Source organism: Methylosinus sp. RM1, from assembly GCF_011378635.1.
GTDB classification, from domain to species: Bacteria; Pseudomonadota; Alphaproteobacteria; order Rhizobiales; family Beijerinckiaceae; genus Methylosinus; species Methylosinus sporium.
Window position 1 is genome coordinate 22,269 of record NZ_WOVC01000007.1, and the last position, 22,532, is coordinate 44,800.

At 65.6% G+C, this 22,532-nt stretch carries 26 protein-coding genes; 16 read left to right on the forward strand and 10 right to left on the reverse strand.

Annotation, left to right across the window (positions count from 1 at the left end; all coding sequences use genetic code 11):
- The first annotated feature begins 95 nt into the window (after positions 1-95).
- Together FMZ75_RS06400 and FMZ75_RS06405 are read left to right on the forward strand one after the other, a co-directional pair.
- Positions 96-374, forward strand: coding sequence for a type II toxin-antitoxin system RelE/ParE family toxin (locus tag FMZ75_RS06400; protein ID WP_166141758.1), 279 nt, complete (start codon positions 96-98; stop codon positions 372-374).
- A 14-nt stretch (positions 375-388) separates the two neighbouring features.
- Positions 389-673 carry a HigA family addiction module antitoxin gene (locus tag FMZ75_RS06405; protein ID WP_142861740.1) on the forward strand — a complete coding sequence of 95 codons (285 nt, stop codon included), beginning with the start codon at positions 389-391 and terminating at the stop codon, positions 671-673.
- 1 nt (position 674) lies between these two features.
- Here the strand turns inward: FMZ75_RS06405 and FMZ75_RS06410 are convergent, their stop codons facing one another.
- Both FMZ75_RS06410 and dgcA read right to left on the reverse strand, forming a co-directional pair.
- Entirely contained in the window at positions 675-905 is a 231-nt protein-coding gene (locus FMZ75_RS06410) for a hypothetical protein (RefSeq protein ID WP_166141759.1), read from the reverse strand.
- A gap of 4 nt (positions 906-909) precedes the next feature.
- Positions 910-1,893, reverse strand: a complete 984-nt coding sequence (dgcA, locus tag FMZ75_RS06415) for an N-acetyl-D-Glu racemase DgcA (protein WP_166141760.1) — start codon at positions 1,891-1,893, stop codon at positions 910-912.
- Positions 1,894-2,030: 137 nt separating this feature from the next.
- Between dgcA and FMZ75_RS06420 the strand changes: the two genes are divergently transcribed.
- The 7 genes from FMZ75_RS06420 to FMZ75_RS06450 all read left to right on the forward strand — a co-directional run bounded on the left by FMZ75_RS06420 (position 2,031) and on the right by FMZ75_RS06450 (position 8,433).
- A complete protein-coding gene (locus FMZ75_RS06420) occupies positions 2,031-3,176 on the forward strand; it encodes an ABC transporter permease (protein ID WP_166141761.1) in 1,146 nt (381 codons plus the stop codon).
- Positions 3,177-3,180: 4 nt separating this feature from the next.
- Positions 3,181-4,020 carry an ABC transporter ATP-binding protein gene (locus FMZ75_RS06425; protein WP_108916651.1) on the forward strand — a complete coding sequence of 280 codons (840 nt, stop codon included), beginning with the start codon at positions 3,181-3,183 and terminating at the stop codon, positions 4,018-4,020.
- Between the two features lie 5 nt (positions 4,021-4,025).
- A complete protein-coding gene (locus tag FMZ75_RS06430; protein ID WP_142861745.1) occupies positions 4,026-4,910 on the forward strand; it encodes an MlaD family protein in 885 nt (294 codons plus the stop codon).
- Positions 4,911-5,240: 330 nt separating this feature from the next.
- The gene (locus FMZ75_RS06435) at positions 5,241-5,825 is read left to right on the forward strand and encodes an ABC-type transport auxiliary lipoprotein family protein (RefSeq protein WP_024879017.1); all 585 of its coding nucleotides are present in this window, start codon (positions 5,241-5,243) and stop codon (positions 5,823-5,825) included.
- A 188-nt stretch (positions 5,826-6,013) separates the two neighbouring features.
- A complete protein-coding gene (locus FMZ75_RS06440; RefSeq protein WP_207783319.1) occupies positions 6,014-6,403 on the forward strand; it encodes a 2Fe-2S iron-sulfur cluster-binding protein in 390 nt (129 codons plus the stop codon).
- Between the two features lie 278 nt (positions 6,404-6,681).
- On the forward strand, positions 6,682-7,716 hold the full coding sequence (locus FMZ75_RS06445; RefSeq protein ID WP_166141762.1) for an NAD(P)/FAD-dependent oxidoreductase: 1,035 nt from the start codon (positions 6,682-6,684) through the stop codon (positions 7,714-7,716).
- Positions 7,717-7,761: 45 nt separating this feature from the next.
- The gene (locus FMZ75_RS06450; protein WP_166141763.1) at positions 7,762-8,433 is read left to right on the forward strand and encodes an O-methyltransferase; all 672 of its coding nucleotides are present in this window, start codon (positions 7,762-7,764) and stop codon (positions 8,431-8,433) included.
- Here FMZ75_RS06450 and FMZ75_RS06455 read toward each other — a convergent pair.
- The 3 genes from FMZ75_RS06455 to FMZ75_RS06465 form a co-directional block, all read right to left on the reverse strand.
- Positions 8,376-9,830 (reverse strand): Hint domain-containing protein, encoded by a 1,455-nt coding sequence (locus FMZ75_RS06455; protein ID WP_166141764.1) that lies wholly within the window; start codon positions 9,828-9,830, stop codon positions 8,376-8,378. The two genes, FMZ75_RS06450 and FMZ75_RS06455, sit on opposite strands and share 58 nt — an antisense overlap.
- A 206-nt stretch (positions 9,831-10,036) precedes the next feature.
- Complete coding sequence (locus FMZ75_RS06460; protein WP_246659714.1) at positions 10,037-10,342, reverse strand: hypothetical protein; 306 nt, start codon at positions 10,340-10,342, stop codon at positions 10,037-10,039.
- Between the two features lie 237 nt (positions 10,343-10,579).
- Entirely contained in the window at positions 10,580-10,975 is a 396-nt protein-coding gene (locus tag FMZ75_RS06465; protein WP_166141766.1) for a DUF2946 family protein, read from the reverse strand.
- Positions 10,976-11,177: 202 nt separating this feature from the next.
- Between FMZ75_RS06465 and FMZ75_RS06470 the strand changes: the two genes are divergently transcribed.
- The 5 genes from FMZ75_RS06470 to FMZ75_RS06490 all read left to right on the forward strand — a co-directional run bounded on the left by FMZ75_RS06470 (position 11,178) and on the right by FMZ75_RS06490 (position 15,476).
- Entirely contained in the window at positions 11,178-11,819 is a 642-nt protein-coding gene (locus FMZ75_RS06470) for a helix-turn-helix transcriptional regulator (RefSeq protein ID WP_166141767.1), read from the forward strand.
- 100 nt (positions 11,820-11,919) lie between these two features.
- Positions 11,920-12,231 (forward strand): hypothetical protein, encoded by a 312-nt coding sequence (locus FMZ75_RS06475; RefSeq protein WP_166141768.1) that lies wholly within the window; start codon positions 11,920-11,922, stop codon positions 12,229-12,231.
- 128 nt (positions 12,232-12,359) lie between these two features.
- Positions 12,360-13,145, forward strand: coding sequence for a 3-hydroxybutyrate dehydrogenase (locus tag FMZ75_RS06480; protein ID WP_166141769.1), 786 nt, complete (start codon positions 12,360-12,362; stop codon positions 13,143-13,145).
- Positions 13,142-14,158, forward strand: coding sequence for a patatin-like phospholipase family protein (locus tag FMZ75_RS06485; RefSeq protein WP_108916659.1), 1,017 nt, complete (start codon positions 13,142-13,144; stop codon positions 14,156-14,158). Before FMZ75_RS06480 ends, FMZ75_RS06485 begins: the two co-directional genes overlap by 4 nt.
- A gap of 190 nt (positions 14,159-14,348) precedes the next feature.
- On the forward strand, positions 14,349-15,476 hold the full coding sequence (locus FMZ75_RS06490; RefSeq protein WP_166141770.1) for a hypothetical protein: 1,128 nt from the start codon (positions 14,349-14,351) through the stop codon (positions 15,474-15,476).
- A 51-nt stretch (positions 15,477-15,527) separates the two neighbouring features.
- Here FMZ75_RS06490 and FMZ75_RS06495 read toward each other — a convergent pair whose 3' ends face one another.
- Positions 15,528-17,657, reverse strand: a complete 2,130-nt coding sequence (locus FMZ75_RS06495; RefSeq protein WP_142862202.1) for a bifunctional diguanylate cyclase/phosphodiesterase — start codon at positions 17,655-17,657, stop codon at positions 15,528-15,530.
- Positions 17,658-17,751: 94 nt separating this feature from the next.
- Positions 17,752-17,994: a hypothetical protein gene (locus FMZ75_RS06500; protein WP_142862203.1), complete on the reverse strand. Its 243-nt coding sequence runs from the start codon at positions 17,992-17,994 to the stop codon at positions 17,752-17,754.
- A gap of 98 nt (positions 17,995-18,092) precedes the next feature.
- Here FMZ75_RS06500 and FMZ75_RS06505 point away from each other — a divergent pair, with 98 nt between their 5' ends.
- Positions 18,093-18,914 carry a LysR family transcriptional regulator gene (locus tag FMZ75_RS06505; protein WP_142862204.1) on the forward strand — a complete coding sequence of 274 codons (822 nt, stop codon included), beginning with the start codon at positions 18,093-18,095 and terminating at the stop codon, positions 18,912-18,914.
- A 6-nt stretch (positions 18,915-18,920) separates the two neighbouring features.
- Here the strand turns inward: FMZ75_RS06505 and FMZ75_RS06510 are convergent, their stop codons facing one another.
- The 3 genes from FMZ75_RS06510 to FMZ75_RS06520 form a co-directional block, all read right to left on the reverse strand.
- Positions 18,921-19,664 (reverse strand): acetoacetate decarboxylase, encoded by a 744-nt coding sequence (locus FMZ75_RS06510; RefSeq protein ID WP_166141771.1) that lies wholly within the window; start codon positions 19,662-19,664, stop codon positions 18,921-18,923.
- 87 nt (positions 19,665-19,751) lie between these two features.
- Complete coding sequence (locus FMZ75_RS06515) at positions 19,752-20,141, reverse strand: VOC family protein (RefSeq protein WP_207783320.1); 390 nt, start codon at positions 20,139-20,141, stop codon at positions 19,752-19,754.
- Between the two features lie 4 nt (positions 20,142-20,145).
- Entirely contained in the window at positions 20,146-22,152 is a 2,007-nt protein-coding gene (locus FMZ75_RS06520) for an acetoacetate--CoA ligase (RefSeq protein ID WP_246728816.1), read from the reverse strand.
- A gap of 195 nt (positions 22,153-22,347) precedes the next feature.
- Here FMZ75_RS06520 and FMZ75_RS06525 point away from each other — a divergent pair, with 195 nt between their 5' ends.
- Positions 22,348-22,491, forward strand: coding sequence for a hypothetical protein (locus tag FMZ75_RS06525; protein WP_166141772.1), 144 nt, complete (start codon positions 22,348-22,350; stop codon positions 22,489-22,491).
- Positions 22,492-22,532 lie beyond the last annotated feature (41 nt).

The following is a 22,532-nucleotide window of genomic DNA, read 5'->3' on the forward strand; positions in this document are numbered from 1 at the left end:
GCGGAGGCGGTTTCCAATAGCATGTTTCGAGGATCGGGTCGAAGGTGCGGCCTGCTCGAGTTTGACACCTGTCGCGTTACAAGTTACAAATCGTCATGATCGCGAGCTTTCGGCACAAGGGATTGCGGCGGTTGTTCGAAAGTGACGACGGGAGCAGATTGCCACCCGATTTGATCGAGCGCATTCGTCGCATTCTGTCCTTTCTGGACGCCGCGGATCGGGCGGAGGACATGGATCAGCCGACCTTCCGTCTCCACACTTTCAAAGGAGAGCTGAAAGGTTTTTGGGCGGGGACGGTGCGGGCGAACTGGCGGATCGTCTTCCGTTTCCGGGACGGCGCAGCCGAAGATGTCGATTTCATCGACTATCACTGATGAAGGCGCGGGCGATGATGAAAAATCCTGCCCATCCCGGTGGGCTCATCCGAGACAATATCGAGGCGCTGGGCCTGAGCGTCGCCGAGGCGGCGAAGGGGCTCGGCGTGACGCGGCAGCAGCTCTATCGACTGATCAACGGTCATCACGGGCTCACGCCGGAAATGGCGCTGCGGCTCGAGCAGGCTTTCGGCGGATCGGCCGACGCCTGGATGCGGATGCAGATCGCCTATGATCTCGCGCGGGCGCGGGCGCGGGCGAGCGTTTCCATTGCTCGACTCGCGCCGAAGGTGGCGTGAGCTAGATCACCGTCTCGGTGATGCGGACATGCGCATCGGTGATGTGAAATCCATATCGCTCTATGTCGTCGAGACATTCATCGACGTTCAGACCAGGGGTCGGCGCGCCGCGGGTCAGCGGGACCGTTTTGACAGCGCTCCAAGGAGCGAAGCGCTCGGGCAGATTGGAGCCGTCGGCGTCGCTTGTGACGCCGAAAACGCGCCCAGGGCCTCTGAAAATATGAAAGTCCATCGATTCATCCCCAAAGTTCCGGTTCGGGAGGATACACCAGAGACCCCTCATACCGCAGCCCCGGCTCGCGGTCCTTCGCCAGCAGCAGCGGCCCGTCGAGATCGACGAACTCCGCCCCCTGCGCGACGATCAGCGCCGGGGCCATGGCCAGCGAGGTGCCGACCATGCAGCCGGCCATGATCGAGAAGCCGAGCCGCCGCGCCTCGGCGGCGAGCGCCAGCGCCTCGGTGAGGCCGCCGGTCTTGTCCAGCTTTATGTTCACGGCGTCATAGCGCCCGACGAGAGCGGCGAGGCCGATGCGGTCGTGCACGCTCTCATCGGCGCAGATCGGCACGGGGCGGGGGAGGCGCGTGAGCGCTTCATCGGCGCCCGCCGGCAGCGGCTGCTCGATCAGCTTTACCCCCGCCTTTGCGCAAGCTTCACTATTGGCGACGAAATTTTCTTCGCGCCACGCCTCGTTGGCGTCCACGATCAGCGCCGAATCGCTCGCGCCGGCGCGCACCGCCGCAATGCGCTCGGCGTCGCCATCGCCGGCGAGCTTCACCTTCAGCAGCGGGCGATGCGCGGCCTTGGCCGCAGCCTCGCGCATTTCCTCCGGCGTTCCGACCGAGATCGTATAGGCGGTGACGAGCGGCTCCATTCGCTCGAGCCCGGCGAGCCGATAGGCGGAAACGCCGGTGCGCTTGGCCTCCAAATCCCAGAGCGCGCAATCGGCGGCGTTGCGGGCCGCGCCGGGCGGCAGCAGAGCGGCGAGCGCGTTGCGATCGGCGCCGGCCTCGAGGAGATCGCGCACGCTCTCCAGCTGATCGACGACGCTCTCCACGCTCTCGCCATAGCGGGCGTAGGGCACGCATTCGCCGCGGCCGATGGCGTCGTCGTCGGCGAGCCGCGCTGCGACCACGACGGCCTCGGTCTTGGCGCCGCGCGAGATGACGAATCGCCCCGCGATGGGAAAGCGCTCGACGGAAATGGTCAGTTGGACGCCCATAGCGATTTTTCCAGTTGAAACAGTAATGCCTGCGGGCGCCGCGGCCAGGCTCGCGCTCGACTCTGGCTGCGGCGGAAGTTAAGACGCTGCGGGGCGCGGAGAAAGGGAGCCGCCGGCCCATAGGGCCGAAAATAGGCATGGCCACTGACCTCGACCATACGGCCCGCCTCTCGTCGCGACGAGAGGGCGAGACCGCGCGTTTCGCGCTCGGCGGCGAATGGGTGCTCGCCGATTCGGCCGCCCTGGAGAAGGACGCCGCCGGCATGGCCGCCGCCGCCCGCGGCTCCGCTCGCGCCATTGTCGATCTCGCGCAAATCGTCCGGCTGGACACCGCCGGCGCCTGGATCATCGGCCGCGCCATGGACGAGCTCGCCCATGCCGGGGTCTCCGTCTCGCTGGAGGGCGCGCGGCCGGAGCATGTCATCTTGCTGCGGGAGACGAAGTTTCGTCCCTTCGAGGCGCCGTCGCGCTGCCGTCGCCTGCTCGTCATCGATATCCTCGCCGATCTCGGCGGCTCCGTCGTCTCAGCGGCGCGGGACGCCTATAATGGAATCGGCTTTCTCGGCGAGTTCGTCGCCGCCGCGGGCGCGGCTCTCCTGGCGGCGGGACGCTTCCGCCTCACCTCGCTCGTCTATCATATGGAGAGCTTCGGCTTTCGCAGCCTGCCGATCATCGCGCTGATCAATCTTCTCGTCGGCGCGATCGTGGCGCAGCAGGGCATTTTCCAGCTACGCCGCTTCGGCGCCGGCTCTTATGCCGTCGATCTCATCGGAATTCTCGTGCTGCGCGAGCTCGGCGTGCTGCTCACCTCCATCATGATCGCCGGCCGCTCGGGCTCGGCCATCACCGCGGAGCTCGGCTCGATGAAGATGCGCGAGGAGGTCGACGCGCTGCGCGTCATGGGCCTCTCGCCGATCGAGGTGCTGGTGACGCCGCGCATATTGGCGCTGGTTCTGTCGCTGCCGCTGCTCACCTTCGTCGCCGATATGTCGGCGCTGTTCGGCGGGCTTCTCGTCTGCTGGGTCTATGAGGGCATCAGCCCGGCTGGCTATCTCTCGCTGCTGCAGGCGGCGATCGGCCGCAACACATTCTTCGTCGGCCTCATCAAGGCCCCTTTCATGGCGCTCATCATCGGCCTCGTCGCCGCCATGGAGGGAATGGCGACCCGGGGCTCGGCCGAATCGCTCGGTCGGCATGTCACGGCTTCCGTGGTGAAGGCGATCTTCATGGTCATCGTCGTCGACGGCTTCTTCGCCATCTTCTTCGCCGCGATCAAATATTAGCGCAATGACAGATCTCGCCTCGCAGACGATCGAAAAGCCACAGCCGAGCGCGGCGCGCGAGACGGTCATTCGCGTGCGCGATCTCGTCGTCGCCTTCGGGCAGACGCTGGTGATGCGCGGCCTCGATCTCGATGTCTATCGCGGCGAGGTGCTGGGCTTCGTCGGCGGCTCCGGGCAAGGCAAATCGGTGCTGATGCGCACGATTCTCGGCCTCGTCGAGAAGCGCTCCGGCCTCATCGAGCTGTTCGGGCAGGATCGCGACAGGCTCTCTTCGGCCGAGCGCCGGCGCGTCGAGCGGCGTTGGGGCGTGCTGTTTCAGAATGGCGCGCTGTTTTCCAGTCTCACCGTGCGGCAGAATATTCAAATGCCGATGCGCGAGGCCCGGCATATTTCGGCGCGGCTGATGGACGAGCTGGCGATGCTGAAGCTCGAGCTGGTCGGCCTGCCCGCGAGCGCGGCGGACAAATTTCCGGCTGAATTATCGGGCGGCATGATCAAGCGCGCGGCGCTCGCCCGCGCGCTCGCGCTCGACCCGGAGCTCGTCTTCCTCGACGAGCCGACCTCCGGCCTCGATCCTATCGGCGCGGCGGAATTCGACGAGCTGATCGCGACGCTGCAACACACGCTCGGATTGACCGTCTTCATGGTCACGCATGATCTCGACAGCCTCTATTCCATCTGCGACCGCATCGCCGCCCTCGCCGAGGGCAAGGTGATCGCCACGGGGACGATGGAGGAAATGCTCGCTTGCGAGCATCCCTGGCTGCAGGCCTATTTCCATGGCGTGCGGGGCGCGCGCCTCGCCGGCGCGCGCAAACCGAACGATATGCGAGGACGAGAGTAGAGCCCATGGAAACCCGCGCCAATTTCGCCCTCATCGGCGCTTTCGCCCTCGCCGTGGTGTTCGCGGCCTTCGGCTTCGTCTTCTGGTTCTCCGGGGCGAGCCAGACAGCGCAATACAAGACATTCGAGGTGCATTTCTCCGGCTCGGTCAGCGGGCTGCTGCGCGGCAATGACGTGCGCTTCAACGGCCTGAAAGTCGGCGAGGTGACGCAGCTCGCCATCTCCGATCAGGACCCGAGCCGGGTGGACGTGCTCATCAGCATAGACCGCAAGACGCCGGTCAAGACCAACACGCGCGCGCGCCTCGAGCAGACCGGCTTCACCGGCGTCGGCTATGTCTCGCTCACCGGCGGCACGCCGGGCGCGGAGGAGCTGCGCGCCAAGCAGGGCGACGCCTATCCGATCATAGAGGGCGAGCGCTCCGAGTTTCAGAATATTCTCGAGAATGTGCAGAAGCTGTCGTCGACCGCCACAGACGTTCTCGAGAAAGTGGGCAAATTGCTCGACGATAATTCGCAGACCATTTCGGACACGCTGCGGAACACCGAGAAATTCACCAAGGCGCTGGCCGATAATTCGGGCGGGATCGATTCTTTCATTCACGACATGTCGCAGATCAGCGCTTCGATGAAGCCGCTGCCGGCGCGCATCGACAAGCTTCTCGCGGCGATCGATCCCAAGAAGCTGAACAGCATCGCGACCGACATCGCCGGCGCCTCGGCCAATCTGCGGAGCTTTTCCGGGGGCGGCTTGAAGCAATATGAGCAGCTCGCCGTCGACGCCCGCAAGACGCTGGAGACGGTGGAGCGCGCCGTGCGCTCGCTGGAGAAGAATCCGCAACAGGTGATCTTCGGCGCGAGCCCGTCTCTGCCCGAATATCGCGGCAAGTGACCGGGCCGCTCGCGTGAGACGCCGCGATCCTCGCCCTCATGCCGAGGAGGCTCCGCAGGAGCCGTCTCGAAGCACGAGGGCGAGCTCCAGAAGGCGGCGCGTGACGCTTTCCTCGTCCTTCGAGACGCCGGCTTCGCCGGCTCCTCAGGATGAGGAAAGCTTCGTTCAGCCGTTCTCGCGCGGCTTTGATGGCCGGCGACGTTCGAGTAAGCTTGGAATCACTACAGCGTTCCAGCTGAAGTGGACGCCGGTTCGGCGTTGGAACGCGTCGAAAAAGATACCAGGGAAAGCGCCGCGGCGTCGCGCGCGATCAGCGGGAAGGATCGGTCCATGACGCCGTCGAGAGCGTCGCTCTCCCTCATTCTGCTCGCCGCTCTGGCGCTCGCGGCTTGCGGCGGCGCGCCGCAGCGCGAGAGCTTCGATCTCGGCGGCCCCGGCGAGGCAGGGCGCGCGCTGGCGCGGCCCTTGCGCGGCACGCTCGCCGTCGCCGAGCCGCAGGCCGTGCAACCCATCGACTCCGACCGCATCGTCGTGCGCACCGGGCCGAACGAGGTCGCCAATCTCGCCGAGGCGCAATGGGTGGACCGGCTGCCGCGGCTCGTGCAGGCGCGGCTCATCGCCGGCTTCGACATCGGCCGCCGCGCCGGCTCCGTCGTGCGCGCCGGAATGATCGCGGACCATGTGCTCTCGACCGAGATTCGCCGCTTCGAGATCGATGTGACGACCTCCGAAGCGGTGGTCGAGATCGCCGCCAGAATGCTCGATTCGCGTGGCGCGCCGGTGGGGCAGGGACGCGTCTTCTCGAGCCGCGCGCCGGCGCCCCATTCCACCGGCGCGGCGGCGACGCAGGCGCTGGACGAGGCGCTGACCGCGACCGTCGGCCAGATCGTGCGTTGGACCGCGGCGCAAGTCTGAGCAGGCGCCCGCGACATGACGCCGTCGCAGGCTCGAGGAAAGACTAGCGCGTCCGCCCGGCCGATGATAACTGATCGCGCGATAGGACGAGCGTCGGGCCGAAGCTTCGGGCGAGGGACTTCGGCGGCCCGCCGAATTTTGCGCCAGCGGCAGGCGCGCCGACACGTCAACGGAAGAGACAGAGCACCATGGTGAAGACCAGCCTCTACGACCAAGCGAACCGCTATGGCGCCGAGCCCGGCGGCGGCGCTCCGACCAAGGCGAAGATCACTTTCGTCGATTCGCACGGTCAGGCCCGCACGGTCGAGGGCGAGACGGGCTCCACGGTCATGGAGACGGCGCGCCGCAACGATATCCCCGAGATTCCGGCCGAATGCGGCGGCGCCTGCGCCTGCGCCACCTGCCATGTCTATGTCGACGAGGCTTGGGTCGAGAAGGTCGGCAAGCCCTCGCAGATGGAAGAGGACATGCTCGACTTCGCCTTCGACGTGAAGCCCAATTCGCGCCTCAGCTGCCAGATCACTGTGCGGCCGGAGCTCGACGGCCTCGTGGTGACGACGCCCTCCCAGCAGGGCTGAGGGCTCCGAAGCCGCCGATATTCGACGGACAAAACGCCGCCCCGCGCGGCGTTTTTTTTCGCGTCCGTTTCGATGTCCCGAAGACATTTGCATGACGGCGCGGATGCTATAGACCATGGCCGTGAAGGGATCGGGTTTCGACCGGGGCTGGCCGCGCCGGCCGGCCCGTTTCGACGGCGGCGGCCATGGTCGATCGAAGCGCGCTCGGCGCATTTCGGTCCGACGCGAGTCGCCCCGCCCTCGCGAAATTTCGTTTCGAACGCGGCGAAGGATGGACAATGAGTGAGACAATCGAGACCGACGCGCTGATCGTCGGGGCCGGCCCGGCCGGTCTGTTCGCGGTTTTCGAATTGGGCCTTCTCGATATTCGGGCTCATGTCATCGATATTCTGCCGCGCGCCGGCGGCCAATGCTCCGAGCTCTATCCGGAGAAGCCGATCTACGACATTCCCGGCCATCCGCTCGTCACCGGCCAGGGCCTCACCGACAATCTGCTGGAGCAGATCAAGCCCTTCAATCCGACCTTCCATTTCAATGAGATGGTCGAGACGCTGACGCCCACCGGCACGCCCGAGCAGCCCTCTTTCGAGGTGACGACCGACGCCGGAACGAAGTTCAAGGCGAAGGTGGTCTTCGTCGCGGCGGGCGGCGGCTCCTTCCAGCCGAAAAAGCCGCCGATCGCCGGCATAGAGGCTTATGAGAACAAATCCGTCTTCTATGCGGTGCGCCGCATGGAGGATTTCCGCGACCGCGACGTCGTCATCGTCGGCGGCGGCGATTCGGCGCTGGACTGGACGCTCAATCTGCAGCCCATCGCCAAGAGCCTGACGCTCGTCCATCGCCGCGACCAGTTCCGCGCCGCGCCGCATTCGGTCAATGCGCTGCAGGAGCATATCGCCGCCAAGCGGGTCGACTTCCGTCTCGGCCAGGTCACGGCGATCGAGGGCGTGGACGGCGAACTCTCCTCGGTGACGATCCGCGGCAATGACAATGTCGACACGGTGGTGTCGGCGCATCGCATGATGCCCTTCTTCGGCCTGACGATGAAGCTCGGCCCGGTGGCGGATTGGGGACTCAACCTGCACGAGAATCTCGTTCCCGTGGACACGGAGAAGTTCGAGACCAATCACCCCGGCATTTTCGCCATCGGCGACATCAACACCTATCCGGGCAAGCTGAAGCTCATTCTGTGCGGCTTCCACGAGGCGGCGCTGGCCGCGCAGAAGGCGCATCGCTACATCTTCCCGGACAAGAAGCTGCTGTTCCAATACACGACGTCCTCGACCAATCTGCAGAAGAAGCTCGGCGTCTGATCGCCGAGCCTCTCGCACTGGTCGGCGCGCGAGAGGAGTGGGCCCATGTCATCGGAAGCTTCGAGCGCCTGGGGCGAGGTCGACGCCTATATCGCCGATCGGCTGATCGGCGCCGACGCCGATCTCGATGCGGCCCTCGCCGCCAACGCGGCGGCCGGCCTGCCGGCGATCGACGTCTCGCCGCCGCAGGGCAAGCTGCTGCATCTGCTGGCGCGCTCCATTGGGGCGAAGCGGATTCTCGAGGTGGGCGCGCTCGGCGGCTATAGCACCATATGGCTGGCGCGCGCTCTGCCCGAGGGCGGCCGGCTGGTCACGTTGGAGCTCGAGCAGAAGCACGCCGATGTCGCAGCCGCCAATCTCGCCCGCGCCGGTCTCGCGAGCCGTGTCGAGATTCGCGTCGGCGCGGCGCTGGACACTCTGCCCAAGCTCGCGGCGGAGGCGGCCGGTCCCTTCGACCTCGCCTTCATCGACGCCGACAAGCCCAATAACGCCAATTACTTCGCCTGGGCGCTGATGCTCGCGCGGCCGGGGAGCCTCATCATTGTCGATAATGTGGTGAGGGAGGGCTCGGTGCTAGCGGGGACGGACGCCCACGCCGCCGGCGCGCGCGCTTTATTCGAGGCGATCGCCGCCGAGCCTCGGGTGACGGCGACCGCCATTCAGACGGTCGGCTCCAAAGGCTGGGACGGCTTCGCCATCGCGATCGTGAACGGCTGACGCGGGAGCGTTTCTCGGCTCGCCGGGGCGATCCATCGCGCCACGGGCGGACCGCACAGTTCCACGCGGAGGAAGGTCCCGTCGGGACAATCCCTCAGATATTCGGCCGGCAGGATCGTCTGCGCCGACGTCCAGCGCCGGGCTCCCTCCTCGAGCGCATGAAAGCCGCAGTGATCGAGCCGCGGATCGGAGAGATCGATCTGTCGATCCGCGCCGAAGCCGTCGCAGAGCGTCAGGCTGGAGACGCAGACGCCGAGCTCGCGGGCGTCGCTCTGGCCCACGTCCACCGGCCGCGCGATGGAGGAGGAGAGGCGAGCCTCCCGCGCTCCCGCCGGAATCTGGAAGCGGCAGGCCGGGCCGCGCACGATCGGCTCGATCCGCACGCCGTCGACGAGGAGATGCAGGTCGAGCGCCGGCGTCTCGTCCAGCGTCCAGCCGAGCGCTTCCGCGCGCGCGCGGAGCTGCGCCCGCAGCGCCTCGACGAGGGGGCCGCTGGCGTGGAACGGGCGGCAGAAGCCGGCATGGGCGCGTGCGACGGCCTCTGCGTCGAACGACACGACGTCGCTCTCGACGAAGAAAGCGCGGTTGCCCGTGTCGATATAGCTTTCGGCCGGCTGGTTCTCCGCGAGGAGAATGTCGTGCCCCTCGAGCTCCACATGCCAGTAGGAGACGCGGTCCCTCTCGGGCTGGGTGATCGTCGCGCCATTGACGAGAGCGCCGGCCGGGACGAGCGCGTCGCCCAGAATATCGAAGCAGAGCGCGTGGTCGGGGGAGACGAGGAGGTCTCGCGCCGGCCGGTCAGGGCCGAGGGCGTAGGCGGAAATGCGCACAGGGCGAATCTTGGCGGAAGCGTTCCGGCAGTCGATCTCGCGATGGCGGAGCCAGCGGATGGGCTTGGTCGCGCCGGATGCGGTGACGACGAGATCGCCGACGACGAGCGCCTCGACAGGGATATTGCCGCGCGTCGTGAGGATATGCGTGCCGGAGCAAAAGCAGGCGACCGCAGAAGCGGCCGGCAAGTCATTGTTCGGAGCGTAATAATTGCTGGAGGTCGTTCCGGTGTCGAAACTGCGGCCATTGGCCGACTGGTAGATGATGCGGCCGAGGGCGGTGGGGTTCTGGCCCGTGAAATACATGACGAAATTATAGTCGGAACCAAGGTTCGTCATGCCGACATTGTAGGCGCCGTCTTCATTGTCGCTGAAAGTGCCGATGTTCCCGCCGCTGCCGCCGACAGCGCTCAGAGCGTCCACGCCGTCGATCGTCAGCGACGACGCCAATAGCTTATTGTTTGTGAAGTCGATCGTGAATTGACCGGAAACAGTGTCGGTATTGCCGGCGTTGGAGCCGGTCCCCGGAACAGCCAGATTGGCGAAGGAGAGCGTATATGTCGTCATGTCCACAATCCGCAGCGAAATAAAATTATTATTTCAACGCTAAATTGCGGGGTTGCGGCTGTCAACGCTCGCTCTATGGCTCTCCGTCTCCGCGATCGGAAATTGGAAATCGTCCTCGAAAAAAGCGAGAGCGCTATCCGATTCGATCAGATAGCGCTCTGAGAGCCCGGGCGGCTCGCGGCCGCCCGGCGTCGCAAAAGGGGCTGTCAGGCGTCGGCGAGCGCCCGGACGCGGGCTGCGGCGCCTTTCTGGACCGGCTCGCCGGCTGCGTCGAAGAAGGAGGCGTCGATCTGCCGACCCCTCTCGTCATAGCGCCAAGCGATTTTGGCGACGCCGAGGCCCTTGCGCAGGGTCGGCTTGCCGTCGGCGTTGAAATAGGCCTCTTCGACCTTGTTGCCGCGCTCGTCATAGTGACGGGCGACGCGCGCCGCGCCAATGCTCTTGCGCTTCACCGGACGGCCGTCGGCCCCGAAATAGGTCTCCAGCACCTCGACGCGCCGGCGCGTCGGCATGATCGACTGATCGCGAGCCGGCGCAGCCGCGCTTCGCGCGGAACGCCGCCCTTCTCGGGGGGGAATATCATAATCCATTGTCTCGACTCGGCCTCTCGGGCGATTTTCGAATCGATCCCCGAGCGCTGCTGCTTGCGGAATCGATTTGCGAATTCGCTTTGTCTTCTGGGAGATGCGCCTTTCCTCCGCCGGGACGGAGCGGAAAAGCGCGCCAGCGGCGCAGCCTTCGGGCTGCGGTCAGACGACGAGGACGGGCGGAGCGCGCGCTCCGACGGGAAGTTGCGCGAGACGTTTATGGCCGCCGGATTCATGCAGCGGCTGGAGAACGCTCGCCTTCGGCGAAGGCGGCGCGTCGAGCTCGGCGAATCCGCCGAGGACTCCGCCATCGAGCCCCGTGCAATGCTGGACGCAGCAGGCGTCCATGCCATGGGCGGGGGCGCGCGGCCCTTGCGAGCCGTCGTCGACAGAGGCCGGTCTAGCGGTGACGCAGATCGTGCTGCCGAGGACGGTCTGTCCAGCGCGCGCGCCGACGACGATCCCCGCGGCGAGACCCTGCAGGACGAGCAGATAGGCGACGAGCATCGTCGCCGCCGTCTGTCCATACTGCCAGGATTTTTCATTCTGCTGGGTCACGATCGGTCGAAGATAGGCGGCCCGGCCGACATGGTCAATGGAGCCTCCTGGGCCGATTTTCGGAATTTGCTGAAAATACGCCGTTTTCGGTCCAAAAAAAGACCAATGGCGGGGCGCGCCCGCAATTCGGGCGGCGGGCAAATCTCGAATTGCGAAGCGGAGGCGACTGTTCTATTCCTAGCGCTAGGAATGAGGTCCGCCAATGGCTGATATCCTGACGCATTCGCAAATCTGGGCGGCGCTGGACGCGCTCGGCGAGCGCTATGGGCTCACCGCGTCCGGCCTCGCCCGCAAGGCCGGGCTGGATCCGACCACGTTCAACCGTTCCAAGCGGCAGACCGCCGATGGGCGGCTGCGCTGGCCCTCGACCGAATCGATCGCCAAGGTTCTGCAGGCGACGGGGGCGAGCCTCGATGATTTCATGACCCTGGTCATGGCCAAGGGGCAGCGGCCGCCGCGCGGCGGACGTCCGCTCATCGGCCTCGCCCAGGCCGGGGTCGGCGGCTTTTTCGACGACGCCGGCTTCGCCACCGGCACGGGCTGGGACGAGATCGACGTCTTCGCCGACGCCGACGAGCACTCTTACGCGCTCGAGATTTCCGGCGACTCCATGGCCCCGCTCTATCGCGACGGCGACATCGTGATCGTCTCGCCGGCCGCCCCGGTGCGGCGCGGCGACCGGGTGGTCGTGAAAACCACCGCCGGCGAGGTTCTCGCCAAGGAGCTGAAGCGCCAGACGGCGCGCACGGTGGAGTTGAAATCCTTCAATCCCGCTTATCCCGACCGCGTGCTGCCCAAGGAGGAGGTGAGCTGGATCGCCCGCATCCTCTGGGCGAGCCAGTAGCGAAATTTGCGCACGCCTGGAGTCATTCACGCGTTTCCAACCGAACCGGTGTCCCACTTCGGCTGGAAACGCCAGCGTGACTCCTCGAAAGGCGAACTTCATGAATAAATATGTGTGCGCCACAATATTCATGCTGATGGCCGTATATCTCCTCTCGCTCATTATCGGCGAGGTTTATGACTACCGAGAGATCGAGCGATCGATCGCAGATCGGCGTCGTGTCGAATGGGGAGTATGCTACGCGGATATGCCGACATATTTGGCATGTGGCGTCGGCAACGCGATCTTGCCCGCCGCGATCGTCGCCGTGTCGCTCTATCGGAAATTCGATGTCGACATTCGCGTTTCCGTGTCGATGCTCGCGTTATTCATGTCGGCGCATGGCGTGGGTTTTGTCATGATGAACGACTAGGCTCCTTCGCCGCGGAGCCGAGCGACGCGGAATATCCCGTCGTTATTTTCACGCGGTCGAGATACGCTAGATTGCCATTCGACAGGATGAGCCGCTGGCGCTCATCCTCCAGCATCAGAGGAGCGCGAATGTCTCTCGCCAAACGCAACGCCGTCGTCACCGGCTCGACCAGCGGCATCGGGCTCGCCGTCGTCCGCGCTCTCGCCAAGGAGGGAGCCAATGTTGTCCTCAACGGTTTCGGCGACGCCGCCGAAATCGAGAAGGAGCGCGCCGCCATAGAGACCGAGTTCGGCGTCACCGCCATTTACGACGGCGCCGACATGACTAGGCCGGAAGAAATCGAGGCCATGATCCACAATGCCGAGGCGAAGCTCGGCTCGGTCGACATTCTCGTCAACAATGCCGGGATCCAATTCGTCTCGCCGATCGAGGATTTCCCGATCGAAAAATGGAATCAGATCATTGCGATCGATCTCTCCTCGGCCTTTCACACCATTCGCGCGGCGACTCCGGGCATGAAGAAGCGGCGCTGGGGCCGCATCGTCAACACCGCCTCGGCCCATTCGCTGGTCGCCTCGCCCTTCAAGGCCGCCTATGTCGCCGCCAAGCACGGCATAGCCGGGCTCAACAAGGTGGTGGCGCTGGAGCTCGCCACTTTCGGCGTCACGGCGAATTGCATCTCGCCCGGCTATGTGTGGACGCCGCTGGTCGAGAAGCAGATTCCCGACACGATGAAGGCCCGCAATCTCACCCGCGAGCAGGTCATCGACGACGTGCTGCTGCAGGCGCAGCCGACCAAGGAATTCGTGACCGTCGATCAGATCGCAGCGCTGGTCCTGTTCCTGTGCTCGGACGCCGCGGCGCAGATCACCGGCTCGAATATTTCCATCGACGGCGGCTGGACCGCGGGATGACGGACCAAAAGAAGAAGGTCACTCTGGCCTTGCAGGGCGGGGGCGCACACGGCGCCTTCACCTGGGGCGTGCTCGACGCTTTTCTCGAGGATGGGCGGCTCGATGTCGTCGGCGTCAGCGGCGCCAGCGCCGGCGCGATGAACGCTGTCGTCTATGCGGATGGATTGCGCGAGGGCGGCCCGGCGCGCGCCCGTGCGCAACTTCAGGAGTTCTGGCGCACGGTGAGCGTCGACGGCGATCTCAGCAAGGCGCAGCGCGATCTCTGCGACATGGTGTTCGGCTTCTGGGACCCGTTGAAGCTACGCAAATCCTTCACCCATAATGCGGCCAGTTATTTCTCGCCCTATGAGTTCAATCCGCTCGACATCAACCCGCTGCGCGATCTCATCGACAGCCTCATCGACTTTCGGGCGCTGCGCGCCACCGATGATCTGAAGCTGTTCGTCTCGGCCACCAATGTGCGCACCGGCAAGGTGCGCATCTTCCGCCGGCCGGAGATGACGATCGACATGCTGATGGCTTCCGCCTGCCTGCCGACTCTGTTCCAGGCCGTCGAGGTCGAGGGCGAGGCCTATTGGGACGGCGGCTATATGGGCAATCCGGCGCTGTTCCCGCTCTATACCGAGACCGATTGCCGCGACATTATTCTGGTGCAGATCAATCCCGTCGAGCGCGACGAAATCCCGCGCACCGCGCAGGACATAATGGATCGGCTGAACGAGATCACCTTCAACGCCTCCCTCCTGCACGAGTTTCGCGCCATCGACTTCGTCGCGCGCCTCATCGACGCCGGACGGTTGAAAGGCACGCATTATAAGAAGGTGCTGCTGCATCTCGTCGAAGGCGGCGCGGCGATGCAGCGCTTCGGCGCGGACACCAAGCTCGACGCCGATTATGGTTTCCTGCGCTCTCTGTTCGACATCGGCCACGAGGCGGGCAAGGCTTTTCTCGACGAGCATTATGACGCGATCGGCGTCGCGGGAACGCTGCAATTGAAGGAGCAGCTGGTCTGAGCGAGCCGGGCGCGCGGCGCTTTCTGATCCGATTGGATCGGATGAGGCTCCAAAGGGAAGGCGCCGCAGCAAAGATCGGCCACATTTCTCTCTATTGCTGCAGAGAGTGGCGGAGGCCGCCCGAGAAATGGCCCGCCGACAGAGGTGTTTCGCGAATATTCGCGGAGGCCGGGATCGGCGAAAATCGCGAATGATGGCGGCGGGCGTCGGAGTTTCGGCCGGCGCGCCGACGCAATCGGAGGACTGGAAGATGAACGCCCCCGCCGACAAGAAGCTCATCGCCGAGTTCGAGGAGTTCAAGGAGCTGTTGCGTCACGCCGACCCGCCGCAGGAAAGCGACGAGTCTCTCGCCCGGCCGGCCCATGGCGACGCGCAGCGCGAAGCCTTCGCCGAGCCGCGGCGGGCCGCCGAGGCCGTGCGCGCGCCGAGCGAGGTCGACCGGCAGCTGCGCGCGCGGCGCAAGCCGAAGCCGGACGAATCGCGGTCCGCGCGCGTCGAGCCTCGCCGCCGGCGTGGGCGCGGATGGCTGATCGTCGCGGCCGTGGTCGTTCTGGCCGTCGGCGCAGGCGCCATGGCGACCATGTTCCTGCCTGCCGAGGAGGAGGAGCCCGTCGCCTCGGCGCTGCAGCGCGAGACCATCGATCCCGCCGCCAACGCCGCAGCCGCGGAGAATGCGGAGGCCGTCGGCCGTGACGCAATGGCCGCCGAGTCCGCCCCTGCCGCCGAGGAGCCGGTCGCCGCCGCCGCGCCCGAAGGCGAAGCGCCCGCCGCTGTCGCCAAGGAGGCTCCTGTCGCCGTCGAAACGCCATCCCCGCTGCCGGCGGGCGCGTTGAGTCCGCCCGACGCCGAGGCCGCGCCGTTGACCACGCCCACGGCCGCGCCCATCCGCATTATTCCGACGCCCAAGGCGCCGCCGGCCGAACCCGTCGCCGCCGCGCCTCCGCCGGTCGAGATCGCCCCGGCGCCCGAGCCGGTCGTCGCCGCGCCTCCGCCCGCGGCCAAGGCGCCGCACGCCGCCAAGCCCAAGACGACGACCGCCGCCGAGAAGCCGCAGCCGGTCAAGCCGGTGGCGCCCGCCCAGACCGCGCCCGCCAAGCCGACGGCGCAGCAGGCGAAGCCGGCCAAGCCCAAGCCCGTTCCGGCGCCGACGGCCGCCGCTCCTGTCGCGCCGCCGCCCGCTCCTGTCGCCGTGGCTCCGGCCGCGCCGCCGCCGCCGCCCGCTCCCGCCGAGCAGCCGGGCTTCATGCAGCGCGCGGTCGATTCCGTCACCGGCGCGGTCGGCGATCTCGGCCGCATGGCGACGGGCGTCATTCCCTGATGTCGGACGAACAGGCCGCGTGGCTTTGTTTCAATGAAACCCGGCAAGACTCTAGGCCACGCGGCGATCGGCGCGTCGGCGGCGCAGCAGCTTGGAGGCTTCGGCGATGGGCATCGCCTTGCCGAAATAAAAGCCCTGGCCGATCTCGCAGCCATTTTCGGCGAGCCGACGCAGCGCCTGCGCCGTCTCGATCCCTTCGGCGACCGTCGTCACGCCGAGATGCTTCAGCAGGCTCAAAATGGCGTCGACGATTCTGCCGCTCTCCTCATCGTGCTGCATGGCGAGCACGAAGGAGCGGTCGATTTTCACCTTGTCGAAATGGAAGGCGCGCAAATGATAGAGGCTCGAATAGCCCGCGCCGAAATCGTCGAGTGAAATGCACACGCCTTCGGCCTGCAACGCCGCGAGCGTCGCGCGGGCGGTGTCGACATCGTCGACGAGCGCGCTCTCCGTGATCTCGACGTCGAGACGCGCGGGCGGGAATTTCTCCTCCTCCAGCGTCGACAGCAGGCGTGAGGCGAGCAGCGGATCCTTGAGCTGCATCGGCGACACATTGACGGACAGGCGCACTTGCGCGCCCCATTGCAGCGTCTCGCGACAGGCGCGTCGCACCACCGACCAGGTGAGATCGGCGATGACGCCGATCTGTTCCGCGAGTGGAATGAAGACGTCCGGCGGAATGGCGCCGAGCTTCTCATGCGTCCAGCGCGACAGCACTTCGAAGCCATAGATGCGATTGTCGCGCAGATCGACGAGCGGCTGATAGAAGGGGCGAATGTCGCCAACGGCCACGGCCTTTTTCAACGCAGATTCGAGCTCGGCGCGTCGACGCAGCTCTTCGTCCATGCTCTGCTCGAAGAAGCGGAACAAGCCGCGGCCGTCGCGCTTGGCGTGATACATCGCTATATCCGCCGCGCGCAGCAGTGTGCTGACGTCGAGACCATCCTCGGGGCAGAGCGACACGCCGACGCTGGCGCTGAGCTCGACGCGCCGATCGCCGATCTCGATCGGCTCGGCGATGGCGGCGAGCGCCCGGCCGGCGACGCTGGTCGCCTGATCCATATGGGCGCCGGGAGTCATCTCGATCAAAATCGCGAATTCGTCGCCGCCGAGGCGTGCGACGATATCGCTCTTGCGCGAGACCTCGCGCAAGCGGCGCGCCACTTCGCAGAGCACGGCGTCGCCGAAGCGATGCCCTTCGAGATCATTGATCGGCTTGAAACGGTCGAGGTCGACGATCAGTAGAGCGCAGGCGGCGGCGCCGTCCTCGACACGCTCGATCGCCGCGTGCAGATCGGCGACCAGCATACGCCGATTGGGGAGGCCGGTGAGCGAATCCTGACGCGCGAGAATCTGCGCATGTTCCTGCGCCGCGCGCGTCGCCTCATGCGCGCGCTCCAGCGCCTGCGCATTGGCGCGGAAGACGTCGAGAGCTTTCGCCATAGCGCCGATCTCGTCGTCGCGCTCCATCTCGGGAACCTCGACATAGCGGTTGCCGGCCGCGAGCTCGGCGAGCGCGGCGGTGATCGCGGCGAGCGGCCGCGTGATCCGGTCCCGGGCGCGAAAGAGCAGCCAGATCGCCAATGCGACCGCCAGCGCCGATGCGAGCAGAGTGGTTTTCAGCGCGCCTTCGGTGACGCGCGCCGCCGTTTCGGCCTCGGCGCGCGCCGACCACTCGAGCCGATCTATCGCGGCGTCCGCAGCCTCATCCGTCGCCCGGTAGAGCCCGTGCAGAGCGTTCACCCCATGGCCGGCCCGGATCGCCGCGACGTCCGGCTCCCGCGCGATCCAGGCGTCATGGGCGGCGAAATAGGCGGCGAGCGCATCGCGAAATTCGGCGAGGTCCAGGCGCCGCTCGGCGTCGAACAGCAGCTCATAGTCGTGTCGCAGCTCTTCGATGACGACGCGATGTTCGGCTGCGCGCTGTTCCGCAGTGATCCGCTCTTCGTCCGTTTCCGCCAGAACGCGATAGGTCTCCGCGATTCGGAATTCGGAAATACGATCGGTCAATTCGCCGAGAATGCGCGTTCCGTCGATCCATTTCGACGCGAGCGCTTCGGTCTTGCCCTCGACGACGCGCAGGCTCTGCGTCGAGAGCAGCGCCAAGCCGAGGACGATCGCCAGAAAAGCGCCGATGAACAGCGCCAATTGGGCTTGCAGCGTGAAGCGAAAGCTCGTCATGGAGCGCGCCGGGGACGGTGAAAATGTCTCATCGACCAAGATAATTGTAATTTGAATGGCGACTTTCCAGTTGCGCCGGGCGCTATCGCGGGCGCTAATTGTCGCGGGGCGCGTCCCCAGCCGTCGCCGGCAGAAGCTGCGCCGCAGGATAGGCGCGGCGGGCTTTCGCCTGTGTCAGATAAAAGCGCTCGCCCGCCCGATAGGCCGCGTTTCCGCTCACCACCTCGAATTCGCAGAAAGCGAGCGGCTCGGCCGGCGCGGTCAGCAGCCGCACGCAGCGCGGCAGAAGCGCGAAGCCCGCGCCATCGTCCTTCTCGAATATCGTCAGCGGATCCATTCGCTCAACTCCGAGAAATCGTCACAGCGACGCATATGGCGCGGCGTTGCGGCTCGATCCAATTGTCATTTGCGATAGGACGATGCATTTCTCGCATCATGGAACTGCAATGGATCGACGATTTCCTGGCGCTCTGCCAGACGCGCAATTTCACGCGCGCGGCGCAGGCGCGCTGCACGACGCAATCCGCCTATAGCCGCCGAATGCAGCGGCTGGAGGAATGGCTCGGCGCGTCGCTGTTCGATCGCGAGCGGCGCCCGGTGACTTTGACGCCCGCCGGCGAAGAGTTCCTCTCGCGCGCGCATCGGCTGCGCGACGACATCTATGATGCGCGCCGCGCGGTTCTCTCCGTGTCGAGCCATTTGGAAAAGGCGCTGCGCATCTATGCGACCAACACGCTCGCCGCGACCTTTCTGTCGCCATGGTTGACGAAGCGTGAATTGCGCAATTACTCGGTCGTCGTCGCCTCCGTCTCCGGCTGCATAGAGGCGGTCAAGCGCGGCCACGCCGATCTCGCCATGATTCCCGATTTCGGCGACGCCGAACATCTCGCCGGGCTCGAGCTCGAGACGATCGGCGAGGATCGGCTGATCCTCGCGCAGCGTCGCGGCGCGCGTCTCGCCGCGCTCGAGGACGATATGCTGATCGGGCGCCTCATGGTCTATGCGCCGGGCACGCATTATGGGGCGCGCATCGGAGCCATGCTCGCCGCGCATGGCGTTCGCCTGCGCGATCCGCCCGTCTGCGAGAGCGCCTCGGCCGAAGCTCTGCTGGCGCAGGTGGAGGCCGGCCTCGGCGCCGCCTTCATTCCGGCGATCCTCATGCGCGGCGACAAAGCGGTCCGCTGCGCGGTCCCCGATTATTTCGACATTCGGTACAAAATTCTGCTGGCGCGCGCGCCGAAGCGGAAGGATGCGTGAGCGGCGCTATTTCTGATCCAGATAATCGAACACGACCTCGCCGAGAGCGAGCGTGAGATCGGCGGTGAAATGCGTCGCCGAGATGATTTCCCGCACCGGAAGGCGGGCGACGTCGCAGGCGACATGCGGATGCAGCGCGAGCGCCGCCGGCGAAGCCCAGGCGCCTTTCACGACGACATCCGTCATATGGTAGCGCACCAGCTCCAAGACGCGCGGCGAGCCGTCGACATGGGGAATGATCTTCAAAAGAAAATTCGGCTGCTGGAGCGCCTCGGCGACGGGCGCCGTCTCCAATATGCGATGCTTGTAGCCGATCGACGCTTCGACGCAGAGCGCCGGGCCATATTTCAGCGTGCAGAGAATGACGTCGCCGTCATGCTCGATCTTGGGCGAAGCCAGCTTTTTGGGAAAGCCCCACAGCTCGCGGCCGCCGGCGATGGGCGCGTCATCGTCGAGATACATGGCGTGGACATAAGCGCCCTTCAGCCCGTCGAAACGCACCGGGATCACTTGGCCGCTCTCGGTATAGTCGCCGAAGCCGGTCGAATCCGGCATTCGGATGAACTCATATTTGACGATTGGCTCGTCCACCTCGAGCGGCTCCGGCACGACCGCGCGCAGCGCGTCGATGTCGGTGCGATAGGCGATGACGATGAATTCGCGATCATAGAAACGATAGGGTCCGCGCGGATAGGCGGGGTTGGTCAGCGGCATCGCAAATGCCGTCTTGCGCACCTCGTCGATCTTCATCTTCGCGGCTCCCTATCGAACATAGTCAGGCAACGAGGCGAATAGATAGCGCGCTTTCGTGACGATCCGACGCTCGCGCGCCGTCGATCAGCGCGCCGAAGCATTCAATTGCACGAGCACCCATTGGTTGCCGTAGAGGTCTTGGAAACGAAAATGGAACGATCCTTCGTCGCTCTGGACCGTTTCCGCGACCTTCACGCCCTTGTCGGCAAGACGTGCGAAATCGCCATGAATGTCGTCGGTATAGACCACCCCGACGGGCTGACCTCCGGTCTGGTTTCCGACTCGCGCGCGCGCTTCGGCGCTGTCGGCGAGAAGCAGCCAGACGCCGCCCTGACCGAAACCGAGATGCAAGAAACGCCGAGCGCCTTCGCCGGCGTCGAAGAGCGTGACGAGGCCGAGCTTCTCCCGATAGAAATCGGCGGCCTCGTCATAGTCGTTCACCAGAATGACGATGCGCCCCAAAGTCTGCATCATGGTCCTATCGGCCTTTGTCCGCGAGCTGCGGAAGATTTGCGAAAAAGTCGAGCGATTCGGGATTGGAGAGCGCGCCGATATTCTTCACCGGCCGCCCATGCACGATCTCCTTCACCGCGAGCTCGACGAGCTTGCCGGAGCGCGTATGCGGCAGATCGGGCGCCGCGATGATGACCGACGGCACATGGCGCGGCGACGCCTTCTCGAACAATTCGCGCTTGATCCGCGCGGCGAGCGCGTCGTCCAGCTCGGCGCTTTCGCGCGTCTTCACGAACAGCACGATGCGCGTCGTGCCTTCCCACTCTTGATCGATGGCGAGCGATTCGAGAATCTCCGGCAGGCGCTCGACGATATTGTAGATATCCGCCGTGCCGATGCGCACGCCTTGCGGATTGAGCGTCGCGTCCGAGCGGCCATGGATGAGGAATCCCTTGTGCTCCGTCTCTGTGGCGAAATCGCCATGGCGCCAGATGTCCGGATGTTCCGAGAAATAAGCCTTGCGATATTTCTCGCCGTCGGCGTCGTTCCAGAAATAGATCGGCATGGAGGGGAAGGGCTGCGTGCAGACGAGCTCGCCCTCATGGCCGGTGACGCGCTTGCCCTCCTCGTCCCACACTTGCACGGCCATGCCGAGGCCCGCGCATTGAATCTCGCCGCGATAGACCGGGCTCCACGGATTGCCGCCGACGAAGCAGGAGACGATGTCGGTGCCGCCGCTGATCGAGGCGAGCTGCACATCTTCCTTGAAGTCGCGATAGACATAATCGAAGCTGTCGGGCAGCAGCGGCGAGCCGGTGGAGGCGATGCTGCGCACGGCGGAGAGATCATGGCTCTCGCGCGGCTTCAGCCCTTGCTTCTCGATCTGCTTCAGATAGCCGGCCGAGGTGCCGAAGAAGGTCGCCTTCTCCTCGGCGGCGAAGTCGAGAAGGATCGCGCCATTCTCGCCGGCGTTGAAGAAGCCGTCATAGAGCAGCAGCGTCGCCTCGCTGGCGAGGCCGCTCGCCAGCCAGTTCCACATCATCCAGCCGGTGGAGGTCGCATAGAAGAAGCGGTCGCCCGGCTTGATGTCGCTTTGCAGGCGATGCTCCTTCAAATGCTGCAGCAGCGTGCCGCCGGCGCCATGCACGATGCATTTGGGCGCGCCCGTCGTGCCGGAGGAGAACATGATGTAGAGCGGATGGTCGAAAGGCAGGCGCTCATAGCGCAGCGCCGCGCCCTCATGCGCGGCGATCGCCTGCGGCCAGAGCTGCGCATCGACGAGGCCGTCGAGCGACGGCGACGCGCTCGTATAGGGAACGACGAGGATCTTCTGCACGCTCGGCAGCTTGCCGGCGATCTCGCGAATATTATCGGCGCGGTCGAGCGTCTTGCCCTTGTAGAAATAGCCGTCCACCGCGATGAGAATGCGCGGCGCGATCTGGCCGAAGCGATCGAGCACGCTCTGCACGCCGAATTCCGGCGCGCAGGAGGACCAGACGGCGCCGAGCGATGCGGCCGCCAACATGCCGATGATCGCCTCCGGCCCATTGTGGATATAGGCGGCGATGCGGTCGCCGGGCGCGACGCCCTGCGCGCGGAAATAAGCGGCGAGCGCGCCGGCCTCAGCGACGATCTCGCCGAAGGAGAGCCGGCGCTCGACCTTGTCCTCGCCCCGGAAGACGATGGCCTCGGTCTCGGCCGGGCGCGGGCGCAGCAGATTTTCGGCGAAATTCAGCCGGGCGTCGGGAAACCAGCGCGCGCCGGGCATTTTGTCGGCGTCGATGAGAATGCGCTCGCCCTTCTCGCCGATAACGCCGCAGAAGTCCCAGATCGTCGACCAGAATTGCGGCGCGCTCGCGAGGCTCCAGCGGTAGAGTCCGTCATAGTCGAAGCTTTCGGCGAAGGGCTTCGTCGCTTCGGTGGATCGCGCGAAGCGGGTGAGAATGGCGTTATTCTGGCGATCGAAATCTGGCTTCCAGATCGGCATCGACTTGTCCTTCGGGCGCGCGGCGTAGAGCGTCGGCCAATTCATAGAGGCTCGCAAATCCGCGCGATAGGGGCTCGGCCTGCGTATTTTGGGCCGGGGGCCGGCATGACGACAAGCTTTGGTTTCGGGCTTCGGCGCCGCTATGTTGGGCGCCGCGGCGGCTCATTCGGCATTTATTCATCTTGGCCGCGGCATTGTTCGAGCGCGTCGCCCCGACGCCTCGCATGTAGAGGATAGATCATGACCAAAAAGTTGATCGCGACTTTGGCTCTCGGCCTCGCCGTCGCCCTGGCTCCGCTGGCCGCCTCGGCCCATCCGCGGCCCCATCGGCACCACCATCATCATCACCACCACCACCATCACCACCATCATCACCACCGTTGACGATGGGCGACGCCGGGCCGCGCGCATTTTCGCGCCGCTCG

Bases quoted from the DNA above. Each gene is read 5' to 3' on its own strand.
- FMZ75_RS06480 (WP_166141769.1), top strand. From the start codon at position 12,360: ATGTCTCTCGCCAAACGCAACGCCGTCGTCACCGGCTCGACCAGCGGC.
- FMZ75_RS06400 (WP_166141758.1), top strand. From the start codon at position 96: ATGATCGCGAGCTTTCGGCACAAGGGATTGCGGCGGTTGTTCGAAAGT.
- FMZ75_RS06405 (WP_142861740.1), top strand. From the start codon at position 389: ATGATGAAAAATCCTGCCCATCCCGGTGGGCTCATCCGAGACAATATC.
- FMZ75_RS06455 (WP_166141764.1), bottom strand. From the start codon at position 9,830: ATGACGACATATACGCTCTCCTTCGCCAATCTGGCTGTTCCGGGGACC.
- FMZ75_RS06440 (WP_207783319.1), top strand. From the start codon at position 6,014: ATGGTGAAGACCAGCCTCTACGACCAAGCGAACCGCTATGGCGCCGAG.
- FMZ75_RS06500 (WP_142862203.1), bottom strand. From the start codon at position 17,994: ATGGATCCGCTGACGATATTCGAGAAGGACGATGGCGCGGGCTTCGCG.
- FMZ75_RS06525 (WP_166141772.1), top strand. From the start codon at position 22,348: ATGACCAAAAAGTTGATCGCGACTTTGGCTCTCGGCCTCGCCGTCGCC.
- FMZ75_RS06470 (WP_166141767.1), top strand. From the start codon at position 11,178: ATGGCTGATATCCTGACGCATTCGCAAATCTGGGCGGCGCTGGACGCG.
- FMZ75_RS06425 (WP_108916651.1), top strand. From the start codon at position 3,181: ATGACAGATCTCGCCTCGCAGACGATCGAAAAGCCACAGCCGAGCGCG.
- FMZ75_RS06420 (WP_166141761.1), top strand. From the start codon at position 2,031: ATGGCCACTGACCTCGACCATACGGCCCGCCTCTCGTCGCGACGAGAG.
- FMZ75_RS06445 (WP_166141762.1), top strand. From the start codon at position 6,682: ATGAGTGAGACAATCGAGACCGACGCGCTGATCGTCGGGGCCGGCCCG.
- FMZ75_RS06450 (WP_166141763.1), top strand. From the start codon at position 7,762: ATGTCATCGGAAGCTTCGAGCGCCTGGGGCGAGGTCGACGCCTATATC.
- FMZ75_RS06430 (WP_142861745.1), top strand. From the start codon at position 4,026: ATGGAAACCCGCGCCAATTTCGCCCTCATCGGCGCTTTCGCCCTCGCC.
- FMZ75_RS06495 (WP_142862202.1), bottom strand. From the start codon at position 17,657: ATGACGAGCTTTCGCTTCACGCTGCAAGCCCAATTGGCGCTGTTCATC.
- FMZ75_RS06505 (WP_142862204.1), top strand. From the start codon at position 18,093: ATGGAACTGCAATGGATCGACGATTTCCTGGCGCTCTGCCAGACGCGC.
- FMZ75_RS06410 (WP_166141759.1), bottom strand. From the start codon at position 905: ATGGACTTTCATATTTTCAGAGGCCCTGGGCGCGTTTTCGGCGTCACA.
- FMZ75_RS06460 (WP_246659714.1), bottom strand. From the start codon at position 10,342: ATGCCGACGCGCCGGCGCGTCGAGGTGCTGGAGACCTATTTCGGGGCC.
- FMZ75_RS06435 (WP_024879017.1), top strand. From the start codon at position 5,241: ATGACGCCGTCGAGAGCGTCGCTCTCCCTCATTCTGCTCGCCGCTCTG.
- FMZ75_RS06485 (WP_108916659.1), top strand. From the start codon at position 13,142: ATGACGGACCAAAAGAAGAAGGTCACTCTGGCCTTGCAGGGCGGGGGC.
- FMZ75_RS06475 (WP_166141768.1), top strand. From the start codon at position 11,920: ATGAATAAATATGTGTGCGCCACAATATTCATGCTGATGGCCGTATAT.
- FMZ75_RS06490 (WP_166141770.1), top strand. From the start codon at position 14,349: ATGATGGCGGCGGGCGTCGGAGTTTCGGCCGGCGCGCCGACGCAATCG.
- FMZ75_RS06510 (WP_166141771.1), bottom strand. From the start codon at position 19,664: ATGAAGATCGACGAGGTGCGCAAGACGGCATTTGCGATGCCGCTGACC.
- FMZ75_RS06515 (WP_207783320.1), bottom strand. From the start codon at position 20,141: ATGATGCAGACTTTGGGGCGCATCGTCATTCTGGTGAACGACTATGAC.
- FMZ75_RS06520 (WP_246728816.1), bottom strand. From the start codon at position 22,152: ATGAATTGGCCGACGCTCTACGCCGCGCGCCCGAAGGACAAGTCGATG.
- dgcA (WP_166141760.1), bottom strand. From the start codon at position 1,893: ATGGGCGTCCAACTGACCATTTCCGTCGAGCGCTTTCCCATCGCGGGG.